Origin of the sequence: Gluconacetobacter azotocaptans, assembly GCF_014174355.1 — a bacterium.
Classification (GTDB): Bacteria; Pseudomonadota; Alphaproteobacteria; order Acetobacterales; family Acetobacteraceae; genus Gluconacetobacter; species Gluconacetobacter azotocaptans.
Window position 1 is genome coordinate 164270 of record NZ_JABEQF010000001.1, and the last position, 11842, is coordinate 176111.

The window sequence follows — 11842 nt, forward strand, 5'->3', positions numbered from 1 at the left end:
CGGCCCCGCGCCGTGCCCTGGCAGGAGAATCCCGATGCCCAAGGTCGAACATGCCCCGCACAAGGACGGCGACATCTTCGTCGATTATGAAAACAAGGTCTTCGAGGACGTAAAGGCCCAGCCGGGCGAGAAGGCGCTGGTCACCTTCCATACCGTCGCGTTCGAAGGGTCGATCGGTTTCGTCAATCTGCTGCAGGCGACGCGTCTGATCCGCAAGGGGTTCGACACGTCGGTGCTGCTGTATGGTCCCGGCGTGACGCTGGGCGTGCAGCGCGGCTTCCCCCGGCTGGGGGACGAGGCCTTTCCCGGCCATATGAACGCCAACCGCCAGATCGTGAAGATCCTTGAAGAGGGCGGCAAGGTTTATGCCTGCCGCTTCGCCCTGCAGGCGCTGTACGGCCATGGCGAGCAGTCGCTGATCCCGGGCATCACCCCGATCAACCCGCAGGACGTGCTGGACCTGATCCTGCTGGCGCGACGGGACAATGCCTTCATCCTCGATACCTGGACGGTCTGAACCTGAGGCGCGGGAGGGGACGATGAACCGCATGATCCGGGCGGCGGCGGCGCAGATCGCCCCCGTCTTCGACGAGACGGGGCTGGGCACCGCCGGGAAAATCTGCCGCACCATCGCAGACGCCGCGCAACAGGGCGTGCAAATCATCGTCTTTCCCGAAACCATCGTGCCGTACTATCCCTATTTCTCGTTCATCCGTCCGGCATTCCGGATGGGGGCGGAGCATCTGGCGCTGTACGACCGCGCGGTCGTCGTGCCCGGCCCGGTGACCGAGATGGTGGGCGCCGCGGCACGGGCGGCCGGGATGGTCGTCGTGCTGGGCGTCAACGAACGCGATGGCGGCACGCTGTACAACACGCAGCTGGTCTTCGACGCGACGGGCGATCTGATCCTGAAACGGCGCAAGATCACGCCGACCTATCACGAACGCATGGTCTGGGGGCAGGGCGACGGCGCGGGGCTGAGGGTGGTGGACAGCGCGGCCGGACGGATCGGCGCGCTGGCCTGTTGGGAACATTACAACCCGCTGGCCCGTTACGCGCTGATGACCCAGCATGAGGAAATCCATTGCGCGCAATTTCCCGGATCGCTGGTGGGGCAGGTCTTCGCCGACCAGATGGAGGTAACGATCCGACATCATGCGCTGGAATCGGGATGTTTCGTCATCAACGCGACGGGATGGCTGTCCGACGGGCAGATCGCCGACATCGCCGGCGACCCGGCATTGGAAGGCCCACTGCGCGGCGGCTGCTTCACCGCCATCGTCTCGCCGGAAGGAAAATTGCTGGCGGAACCACGGCGCGAGGGCGAGGGGCTGGTGATCGCCGACCTCGATTTCGGCCTGATTGCCAAGCGCAAGCGGATGATGGATTCGGTCGGTCATTACGCGCGTCCCGAACTGCTGAGCCTGCTGCACGACCGCCGCCCGGCTCGGACGGTCCATTACCGGGACGATCCACCCGAAGGGGTGGAACCCGACAGTCTTCAGGACAGGACATAAGACGATGCCGATCCCCGCCGCCGCGCCGACCGACAGCCGCCGGCTGATCACCGACCTTCAGTCGCTGGGCCTGCAAATGGCCGACTGCGGCGACGGCGTCACCCGCAAGGGGGGCGCGGGTCCGTCGGACCACAAGGCGGTGACGGTCGCCGGCCAGACCATCATGGTGCCGATCTACACGATGGGCGCGCGTCGTTCGCCCTTCCTGGCCGACCCGCCCGATGCACGCGGGGGCAGCGTGCTGCGGCACGAAGGCCGGCCGGTCGGCACCATCCGCTTTCCCACGCCGCCGCGCTTCTATGGGCTGCACACGGCGGACGGTATTCCGTACTGGAAAATTGCTTTGCTGCACGGGCGCGATACGCTGGCGACCACGGTGCACCAGACCTGTATCCGCTATGCCGACCGGCGCACGTCGTGCCAGTTCTGCGCCATCGGCCAGTCGCTGGAGGCCGGGCGCACCATCGCCTACAAGACGCCGCAGCAACTGGCCGAGGTCGCGCGCGCGGCCGTCGAACTGGACGGCGTGCGGGACATGGTGCTGACGACCGGCACCCCCAACATGGTCGATCGCGGTGCGGCGGTGCTGGCGGACAGCACGGCGGCCATCAAGGCGGCGGTCGATCTGCCCATCCAGGTGCAGTGCGAACCGCCGCGCGACCCTGCCTGGTTCGCCCGCCTGCGCGCCGCAGGCGCCGACAGCCTGGGCATGCATCTGGAAGCCGCGACCCAGGACGTGCGGGCGCGGATCATGCCGGGCAAGGCGACCGTCAGCGTCGATCGCTACATGGACGCCTTTGCCGAGGCGGTGCCGGTGTTCGGCCGGGGGCAGGTGAACACCTACATCCTCGCCGGGCTGGGCGACACGGCAGAGCAGATCCTGGCACTGGCCCAACGGCTGATCGCGCTGGGCGTCTATCCGTTCGTCGTGCCGTTCGTGCCCATTACCGGCACGCCGCTGGAGCACCATCCGGCGCCGACGCCCGATTTCATGCGCGCGGTGCTGGCCCCGCTGGGGCGGATGCTGCGCGCGGCGGACATGCGGTCGTCCACCATCAAGGCGGGGTGCGGCCGGTGCGGCGCCTGTTCGGCGCTGTCGGCCTACGAGGACTGAGCGATGGATACCGACCGGTTCGACGCCCCGCCCTTCGCCCCCAGCGAATATATCGTCCGGTTGGCCCGCACGCGCTGGGAAAGGGCGGGGCATTTCGCGCTGCGCCGCGCGGTCTTCTGTCACGAACAGCGCGTCTTCGCGACGGACGACCGTGATGCGACCGACGATGCCGCGATCCCCATCGTCGCCGCCTGCTGCGTCGCGGGCCTGCCCGAACAGGTGGTGGGCGCGGTGCGGATCCATGAATCGGAGCCGGGCCTGTGGCATGGGTCGCGGCTGGCAGTGCATGCCGACCATCGGCGGCTGGGCCGTATCGGCGGTGAACTGATCCGCATGGCCGTCTGCACCGCGCACGGGCTGGGCGCCACGCGCTTCCTGGCGCAGGTGCAGGCGCAGAACGTGCCGTTCTTCCGCCGGCTGCACTGGCGCAGCCTGAACGAAATTACCCTGCACGGCCTGCCGCACCATGTCATGGAAGCCGACCTGGCGCACTACCTGCCCCATGGGTGCGAGCAGACCTGGCTGCTGCGGCCGCAGCGCGCGGCGCGGAGGCGGGCGTGACGGTGCCCGACCTGACGGCATTGGCCCGCCAGATCCGCCAGGGGCGGGCGCTGGCGGCCAAGCACGACATCGCCGGGGTCGTGGCGCGGCTGGGGCTTCCCGCCGAAGGGTTGCCGCGCCTGGGGGATGATTGCGCCGCCATTCCGGACGGCGACGGTTTCCTGCTGTTCGCCACCGAAGGGTTTCAGGACGAGTTCGTCCGGTCCATGCCGTGGTTCGCGGGCTATTGCGGCATCATGGTCAATGCCGGCGACGTGGCGGCCATGGGCGGGCGGCCCATCGCCGTGGTCGATGCGCTGTGGAGTCGCGATGGCGACCAGGCGGCGCCGATCCTGCACGGGCTGGCGTGCGGCGCACGCACCTACGGTATTCCGGTGCTGGGTGGGCATACCAATCTGCGCGCCGGCCAGCAGGCCTTGTCGGTCGCGATCCTGGGTCGCGCCCGTCGCCTGCTGACCAGCTTCGACGCCTACCCCGGCGAGGCGCTGGTCGCGGCCATCGACCTGCGCGGCCGCTGGCACGATCCGCACCCGTTCTGGGATGCCAGTTCCGCGCTGTGCGACACCGAGGCGGCGGGGCGCCTGCGCGGGGACCTGGATATCCTGCCCGGCATTGCCGAGGACGGGCTGAGCCGCGCCGCCAAGGATATCAGCATGGCCGGCCTGGTCGGCACGGCCCTGATGCTGGCGGAATGTTCGCGCATCGCCATCACCATCGACCTTGGCGCCATTCCCGCACCGTCGGGCGTGGACATGGGGCGGTGGCTGGCGGCTTTCCCCAGCTACGGCTTCCTGCTGACCGCGCGGCCGGACGACGTGCCCGCCATCCTGGCCCGTTTCGCCGCGCGTGGCATCGCGGCGTCGGCCATCGGCGCCTGCCAGGACGGGACGCGCGTGGACGTGATCCGCGACGGGGCGCGCGAAACGGTCTGGGACCTGGCGCGGGCGCCGCTGATGGGATGCGCGCCATGACGCGGCGGATCGGCATCGTGGCGCATTCCACCAATCCGCGCGGCGGCGTCGTGCATGCCCTGCACCTGGCCGAGGCCCTGTGCGCGGCGGGCGACGACGCCGTCCTGATCGCGCCGGACGTCGCGGGGCGCGGGTTCTTTCGCCGGCCGGCCTGCCCGGTGATGTGCATCCCCGCGCGGCCCGAGGCCGATGTCGCGTCGATGGTCGAACGGCGGATCGTCGAAATCCGCGATGCCGTGCGGGGGATGCGGCTGGATATCGTCCACGCGCAGGATCCGATCGGCGCGAACGCGCTGGCCGATCTGGTCGCCGAAGGGGCGCTGCCCGGCTTCGTCCGGACGGTGCATCATCTGGACCGGTTCGACGATGCGCGCCTGGCGCGGCGGCAGGATCGGGGCGTCCAGGCGGCGACGCAACTGTTGTGTGTCAGCGACATGTGGCGGGCCGTGCTGCGCGACCAGTATGGACGTGACGCCCAGTGCGTCGGCAACGGCGTCGATGTGCGGCAGTACTGGCCGCAGGCCGACGCGCGTGACGACAGTATCCGTCAGGCCCTGGGGCTGAAGGACGATGCCGTCATCGTCCTGGCCGTGGGCGGGGTGGAGGCACGCAAGAACACCATCGCTCTTTTCGAAGCCTGCCTGGCGTTGCGGGGGGAATGTCCGCGCCTGCATCTGGTGATCGCCGGCGGGGCGACATTGCTGGATCACGGGGCCTATCGCGCTGCCTTCGACGCCCGGGTACGCGCCGCCGGCGCCGACAACTGGGTCACGCGGGCCGGGGTGATGGCGGATGAAGCCATGCCGGCGCTGTACCGCGCGGCGCATGTCCTGGCCTACCCGTCGGTGTCCGAAGGGTTCGGGCTGTGCCCGCTGGAAGCCCTGGCCTGCGGCGTTCCCGTCGTGCTGCCGCGTCAGGCGCCATTCAGCGAACATCTGGGGGCCGACGATGCCGTGTGGTGCGACCCCGGTGACGCCGCCAGCCTGTACCGGGCGATGGGCTGCGCGCTGCGGGACGAAACGCGGCGATCCTTCCGCGTGCGGGGGCCGAAGGCTGCCGGCCGTTTCACCTGGGCGGCGGTCGCCGCCGCCCATCGTCCCGCCTATGACCGCCTGTCCGGAAAGGCCGCCCTCCATGCCTGAAATGCTGTTTCACGTCCGCTGGCCGGACGGCACGGAAAGCCGGTGCTATTCGCCGTCGCTGGTCGTCGCCGATCATCTGGCCTGCGGGCAATCCTATCGCGTGCCGGATTTCCTGGCCCGCAGCCGCGCGGCCCTGACCGAGGCCAGTGCGCGGGTGCAGGCCCGGTACGGTTTCCCCTGCGGCCGCGCACTGGCGCAACGCGACGAGATCGAGCGCCGATGCGCCGCTTTCGCCGATACGCCCGACGCGCAGGTTCATGTCGTGGGCTTCGATCAACACTCATCCTGATATCAGGAGACGCTATCATGACAGAGACGAAATGCCCCGTAGTGATCGTGGGCGGGGGACAGGCGGGCCTGTCGCTGAGCTGGTATCTCTGCCGCCTGGATGTGGCCCATGTGGTGCTGGAGGCCCGCACCGCCTGCCATGCCTGGGAGGACGAACGTTGGGACAGTTTTTCGCTGGTGACGCCCAACTGGCAATGCGACCTGCCGGGCCATCCCTACCGGGGTGACGATCCGCACGGCTTCATGGTCAAGCAGCAGATCGTGGAGTACGTGCAGGGATTCGTGAAATCCTTCGATCCGCCCCTGCGGTGCGGTGTGCGCGTGACCGGCGTCAGCCGTGCGGACGGCGGCTATCGGGTCGAGACGACCGACGGCGTCTATGTGGCCGCGCATGTCGTGATCGCGACCGGCGCCTATAGCGAGGCGGTCATTCCCGGATATGCCAGCGCCATCGATCCGGCGATCGCGCAGATCCATTCCCAGTCCTATCGCAATCCGCACGCCCTGCCCGAGGGCGCGGTGCTGGTCGTCGGCAGCGGGCAGTCGGGCGCGCAGATCGTCGAGGATCTGCATCTGGCGGGACGCAAGGTGCATCTGTGCGTCGGTAACGCTCCGCGCGTCTCGCGCTTCTATCGCGGCCGCGATGTGGTCGACTGGCTTGCCGACATGAAATTCTACGACCTCACTGTCGACCAGCATCCACTGCGCGACGGCGCGCGGGACAAGACGAACCATTACGTCACCGGCCGCAATGGCGGCCACGATCTGGATCTGCGCCAGTTCGCTCTGGAAGGCGTCGCCCTGCATGGCAGCCTGAAGAACATTCGCGACGACATCGCATGTTTTGGAAACGACCTGGCTGCAAACCTGGACGATGCCGATCGGACCAATGCGAACATCAAGGCGTCGATCGACGCCTATATCGCCCGCGAGGACCTCACGGCGCCGACGGAGGCGCCTTATGTGCCGGTCTGGACACCGGACGGGACGGATGCATCGCTGGACCTGAAGGCGGCGGGCATCACCAGCATCATCTGGTGCATCGGCTTTCGGCCGGACTATCGCTGGATCGACGTGCCGGTGTTCAACGGGCGGGGACAGCCGGTCTGGTACCGGGGCGAGACCGAGCAGCCGGGCCTGGCCTTTCTGGGCCTGCCCTGGCAACACACCTGGGGATCGGCGCGGTTTTCCGGCATTTCCCGCGATGCCGCCTATCTGGCGGGCAGGATCGTCGGGCGTGCGGTGCCGGTCGCCGGCGCGTAACGCCCCATGCTTCCCTGGACGACCCACCGCGATATGATGGCGGCGTATCACGCCGATCCTGACGGGTTCTGGCTGTCGGCGGCGCGCCGCGTCTCCTGGGTGCGTCCTCCCGAAGGGGCCGCCACGCGGCGTGCCGACGGATGGCATGACTGGTTCGCCGGCGGGTGGCTGAACAGTTGCTACAACGCTGTCGATCGTCATGTTGATGCCGGCCACGGGGACCGTGACGCCCTGATCTGGCATGGCGAGGCGGCCGGGGCCAGCGAAACCCTGACCTATGCGGCGCTGTGCGCGCGGGTCGCGGGGTTTGCCGGGGGCCTGCGTGACCTGGGCGTCAGGACGGGGGACCGTGTCCTGATTTCCATGCCCAGCCTGCCGGAAACCGTGATCGCCATGCTGGCCTGCGCCCGTCTGGGTGCCATCCATGTCGTCGTCTTCGGGGGCTATGCCGCGCGGGAACTGGCGACGCGAATCGACGACACCACGCCGGTGGTCGTGATTTCGGCCACCTGCGGGTTCCAGGGCCGGACGATGGTCCCCCATATGCCGTTGCTGGAACAGGCCCTGGCGCTGGCCCTCCATCGCCCGTCGGCCTGCGTGGTGGTGCAGCGGCCGGCCTGTCCGGTCAGGCTGCGACCCGGACGCGACTACGATTTCCATGCGCTGGAACGTCACGCCCCGGCCGACCCGGTCGCCGTGCGGGCCGAAGACCCGCTTTATATCCTGCATACGTCGGGCACGACCGGCGCGCCCAAGGGGGTGGTGCGCGACAATGGCGGCCATGCTGTGGCTCTGGCCCTGTCGATGGAGCTGATCTACGGCATGGCGCCGGGGCAGGTCTTCTTCACCACGTCCGACCTGGGATGGGTGGTCGGGCATTCCTACGCGGTCTATGGGCCGCTGCTTGCCGGCTGCACCAGCCTGTTCGCCGAAGGGCCGCTGGATGCGCGGGCGATCCTGCCGCTGTGCGCCCGGCATCGGGTCCGGATTTTGTTCACCACGCCGACCAGCCTGCGGCTGATGCGCCGGCAGGCGGGCGATGGCCCGCTGTCCGGCGGCCCGGATCTGGCGGCGGTGTTCGTGGCGGGGGAACGGTCGGACCCGGAGCTGCTGGCCTGGGCGGAGCGGGGCCTCGGCCGGCCGGTCCTGGATCATTGGTGGCAGACCGAGACGGGATGGAGCATCGTGGGGCCCACTCTGGGCCTGCGGGAGGCGGACCTGACCGCGCGGCCGGGGCCGGGTTTCGACCTTCAGGTGCGCGAAGGGGAATTGATGCTGCGCCTGCCCCTGCCGCCGGGGTGCCTGTCGGGGGTCTGGCGCGGTGTGGATTTTCCGGACCGTTATCTGGACGCGACGGGGCACTATTACCGGACCTTCGATGTCGGCGCGCTGGGGGCGGACGGCACGGTCCGGCTGACGGCGCGGCTGGACGACGTCATCAAGGTCGCCGGCCGGCGGATCGCCAGCGGCCAGCTGGAAGACGTGATCGCGGCCCATCCGATGGTGGGCGAATGCGCGGTGGTGGGGGTGCCCAGCGGGCTGCGGGGTGAGATTCCCGTGGCCTATGTCGTGCCCTCCGCATCGGGCGTTACGCCGGGTCTGGGGGCGGATCTGGTGGATCTGGTAAGGCGGCAGATCGGCCCGTTCACCGGCCTGCGGGACGTCGTCTTTGTGGGCAGCCTGCCACGTACGCGCTCGGGCAAGATCGTGCGCCGGGCGTTGCGCGACAGGCCATCGCGAGAGGCCGCAGCCGAGTCCATCCCCACCGCATAGGAGGAAGACGCATGTCCGAAACCCGTCCCCCCGTGCCGCCGTTCACGGCCGAAACCGCCACCCGCAAGGTGCGGGGCGCCGAAGATGGCTGGAACAGCTGCGACCCGCATCGCGTCTCGCTGGTCTACACGCCCGACAGTTTCTGGCGGAACCGGTCGGAATTCATCCAGGGCCGGCCGGCGATCATCGCCTTCCTGACCCACAAATGGCAGGCCGAGCGGGAGTATCGGCTGATCAAGGAATTGTGGGCCTTTACGGGTGACAGGCTGGCCGTCCGCTTTGCCTACGAATGGCACGATGCGGCCGGAAACTGGTTCCGGTCCTATGGCAATGAAAATTGGGAATTCGATGCGCACGGGCTGATGCGCCGGCGCTTCGCCAGCATCAACGACCTGCCGATCCGCGAGGATGAACGCAAATTCTTCTGGGACCGCGCGGGGCCGCGCCCGGCCGATCATCCGGGCCTGTCGGACCTGGGCTTGTAGGAAGCCGGCAAGGGCCGGGGCCCTTGCCGGGAGCGCGTCATTCGTCGCCGGGGATCAGCCCGCGATGGCGCAGCATCGGAGTGATGTCGGGGTCTTTTCCATAGAAGGCCCGGAACATGGGTCCATAATCCTGCGTATGACCGCGCGACAGGATCATGTCGCGGAATTTCTGCCCGTTTTCGCGGGTCAGGCCACCGTGGGCGCGGAACCAGGCGAAGGCCGCGTCGTCCAGCATTTCGGTCCACAGATAGGCATAATATCCGGCCGCGTAGCCGTTGGCCCAGATATGCAGGAAATAGCTGGACCGATACCGCGTGGGCACGTCCTTGGTATCGAGGCCCATCCGGTCCATCGACGCGGCCTCGAACCGGTCGACGTCCTGCTGCGGCGCGGCGGGCTTGATTGTGTGCCAGTCCATGTCCAGCTTGGCGGCGGTGATGATTTCGCCCAGCGCATAGCCCTGGTTGAAGCGCGCGGCCTTCTTGATCTTGTCCACCAACGCCTGGGGCATCGGCGCGCCGGTCTGGTAATGTTTGGCGTAATGCGCGAAGACGATCGGGTCCAGCGCCCAATGTTCGTTGAACTGCGAGGGAAATTCGACGAAGTCGCGCGCGACCGCGGTGCCGGACAGCGTGGGGTAGGTCTGGTCGGCGAACATGCCGTGCAGCGCGTGGCCGAATTCGTGGAACATCGTGGTGACGTCCTCGAAACTGATCAGCGCGGGCTGACCGGCCGCCGGCTTGGTGAAATTGGCGACGTTATAGACGACCGGCTTCGTGCCCAGCAGGTGCGACTGCCCGACGAAGTTCGACATCCATGCGCCGCCATTCTTGTTGTCGCGCTTGAAATAGTCGAAATAGACCAACGCCAGCGGGGACCCGTCCTTGTCCGAGACCTCGAATACCCGGACGTCGGGATTGTAGACCGGGATATCCTTCCGTTCCTTGAACGAAATGCCGTAAAGCTGGTTGGCGGCGAAGAATACGCCATCCCGCAGGACGGTATCCAGCTCGAAATACGGCTTCACCTGATCCTGGTCGAGGTCGTAGCGCGCCTTGCGCACCTGTTCGGCATAAAGCTGCCAGTCCCAGGGTTCGGGCTGGAAATCCTTGCCGTCCTTTCTGATGGCGGACTGGATGTCCGCGACCTCGCGCTTCTGTTCGGCCAGGGTCGCGGGGACCAACTGGGCGATGAAATGCTGCACGGCGTCGGGTGTCCTGGCCATCTGGTCGTACAGCACATAGGACGCATAGTCGGGATAGCCCAGCAGCGCCGCCTTCTGCGCGCGCAACTGCGCCAGTTCCGCGATGGTGGCGCGGGTATCGCCGGCGTCGCCCCGTTCGGCGCGCAGCCAGCTGTTGGTGAACAAGGCCTTGCGGGTGTCGCGGTTTTCCAGGGTCTGCAACGCCGGCTGCTGCGTCGTATTCTGCAGCGGCAGGACCCATTTGCCGGTCAGCCCGCGACCCTGCGCGGCCGACGCCGCGGCGTCGATGGCGGCCGGGTCCAGCCCCGCCAGCGCCGCCTTGTCCGACACCACCAGCGCGCCGGCCTTGGTCGCGGTCAGCAGTTTCTGCTGGAAGAGGGTCTCCAGCGTCGACAGGCGCGTGTTCAGGTGCCGCAGCGTCACCTTGTCCGCATCGGACAACTGCGCGCCGGCATGGACGAACTGCTGGTGATAGACCTCCAGCAACTGGGCCTGTTCCCCGTCCAGCTTCAGGGTCGCGCGGGCGGCATAGAGGGACTGCACGCGCGCGAACAGTCTGGGGTCGAGGTAGATCGCATCCTGATGCTGCGCCAGCAGGGGGGCGACGGCCGCCTGCACCTTGTCCAGCGTCGGGTTGGTGTTGGCCTGGTAGACGCCGGCGAAGGTCTCCGACACGCGGTCGAGCACCCGCCCGGACCGTTCCATCGCCGCGATCGTGTTGTCGAAGGTCGGCGCGGCGGGATTGCGGGCGATGGCCTGGATTTCGGCGCGCTGCGCCTTCATGCCCAGCAGGAAGGCGGGCTGGTAGTCGCCGTCATGGATCAGGTCGAACCGGGGCGCTTGAAACGGCAGCGTGCTGGCGGCCTGGAAGGGGTTGGCGGCGGCCCGGGCCGGCGCGGGCGCTGCGGACCAGCCGGCCAGGCAGGTGACGATGGCGGCAGTACGAAGCCAGGCGGCGCGGTTCATTCACTTATCCTTCTGCGGTGTCCCGTCCGGAGGCGCCTCCGGACGGTGCAGCATGGCCGAAGGAGGAACAAAAAACCACCCGACCCGGAACGATCGGAAAGCGCCGGGTGGCTGCTGTTTAGCGATTTTTGTCAGGTAATACGCATTAACACCATTGAATGGTGTTTTATATTGACCGGCGCCGATCGGGTCGTATGATCCTGTTCATGCTGCGGGTTTTCGGGATATCGAAGGGCGGTTCGATGACGCGGCCGGCCATATCTTCGGGATGACGGAGGAATCGGGGTTTTGAGCCATATCCAGCCCTGCCAGGACCATGCCGTTCGGGGAGGCGTCGCCTCGGCCGGCTGTGCGCGTGTCGTGCCGTCGGGCGATGGACCGGCCGGCATGAGGATGTGGGACAGGGCCTGCGGCGTCGCGGTGCTGGCCGGCGCGGCTTGGCTGGCCCATGCCGCCTGGGCCGGCGGAATCACGCTCCGCGATTTGTCCGATGCCGCGGGCTGTCTGTTCGCGTTCTAGGGCGGCAGGCGGTCCGGATTTATTCAATCGGCGTTATCA

At 68.0% G+C, this 11842-nt stretch carries 12 protein-coding genes; 11 read left to right on the forward strand and 1 reads right to left on the reverse strand.

All coding sequences use genetic code 11. The annotated features are described in order from the left end of the window. Positions 1-34: 34 nt before the first annotated feature. From HLH34_RS00785 to HLH34_RS00830, 10 genes are read left to right on the forward strand one after another with little or no spacing between them, the layout of a single operon-like run. Positions 35-517: an MSMEG_0572/Sll0783 family nitrogen starvation response protein gene (locus HLH34_RS00785; protein ID WP_183117681.1), complete on the forward strand. Its 483-nt coding sequence runs from the start codon at positions 35-37 to the stop codon at positions 515-517. Between the two features lie 22 nt (positions 518-539). Continuing rightward, a complete protein-coding gene (locus tag HLH34_RS00790; protein WP_183117682.1) occupies positions 540-1517 on the forward strand; it encodes a Nit6803 family nitrilase in 978 nt (325 codons plus the stop codon). Between the two features lie 4 nt (positions 1518-1521). Beyond that, entirely contained in the window at positions 1522-2631 is a 1110-nt protein-coding gene (locus tag HLH34_RS00795) for an MSMEG_0568 family radical SAM protein (protein ID WP_183117683.1), read from the forward strand. 3 nt (positions 2632-2634) lie between these two features. Further along, positions 2635-3192, forward strand: a complete 558-nt coding sequence (locus tag HLH34_RS00800) for an MSMEG_0567/Sll0786 family nitrogen starvation N-acetyltransferase (RefSeq protein ID WP_183117684.1) — start codon at positions 2635-2637, stop codon at positions 3190-3192. Continuing rightward, complete coding sequence (locus HLH34_RS00805; RefSeq protein WP_183117685.1) at positions 3189-4163, forward strand: sll0787 family AIR synthase-like protein; 975 nt, start codon at positions 3189-3191, stop codon at positions 4161-4163. Before HLH34_RS00800 ends, HLH34_RS00805 begins: the two co-directional genes overlap by 4 nt. Beyond that, the gene (locus HLH34_RS00810; RefSeq protein ID WP_183117686.1) at positions 4160-5305 is read left to right on the forward strand and encodes an MSMEG_0565 family glycosyltransferase; all 1146 of its coding nucleotides are present in this window, start codon (positions 4160-4162) and stop codon (positions 5303-5305) included. The genes HLH34_RS00805 and HLH34_RS00810 overlap by 4 nt, the downstream gene beginning before the upstream one ends. Next, a complete protein-coding gene (locus HLH34_RS00815) occupies positions 5298-5594 on the forward strand; it encodes an MSMEG_0570 family nitrogen starvation response protein (RefSeq protein WP_183117687.1) in 297 nt (98 codons plus the stop codon). Before HLH34_RS00810 ends, HLH34_RS00815 begins: the two co-directional genes overlap by 8 nt. Positions 5595-5611: 17 nt before the next feature. Continuing rightward, entirely contained in the window at positions 5612-6856 is a 1245-nt protein-coding gene (locus HLH34_RS00820) for an MSMEG_0569 family flavin-dependent oxidoreductase (RefSeq protein WP_183117688.1), read from the forward strand. A 6-nt stretch (positions 6857-6862) separates the two neighbouring features. Next, positions 6863-8629, forward strand: a complete 1767-nt coding sequence (locus HLH34_RS00825) for an AMP-binding protein (protein ID WP_183117689.1) — start codon at positions 6863-6865, stop codon at positions 8627-8629. 11 nt (positions 8630-8640) lie between these two features. After that, complete coding sequence (locus tag HLH34_RS00830; protein ID WP_183117690.1) at positions 8641-9114, forward strand: nuclear transport factor 2 family protein; 474 nt, start codon at positions 8641-8643, stop codon at positions 9112-9114. A 37-nt stretch (positions 9115-9151) separates the two neighbouring features. On the opposite strand, the gene HLH34_RS00835 is transcribed toward HLH34_RS00830, so the two are convergent. Beyond that, positions 9152-11284 (reverse strand): M3 family metallopeptidase, encoded by a 2133-nt coding sequence (locus HLH34_RS00835; RefSeq protein WP_183117691.1) that lies wholly within the window; start codon positions 11282-11284, stop codon positions 9152-9154. A gap of 288 nt (positions 11285-11572) precedes the next feature. Between HLH34_RS00835 and HLH34_RS00840 the strand changes: the two genes are divergently transcribed. Next, positions 11573-11803 carry a hypothetical protein gene (locus tag HLH34_RS00840; RefSeq protein ID WP_183117692.1) on the forward strand — a complete coding sequence of 77 codons (231 nt, stop codon included), beginning with the start codon at positions 11573-11575 and terminating at the stop codon, positions 11801-11803. The last annotated feature ends 39 nt before the right edge of the window (positions 11804-11842 follow it).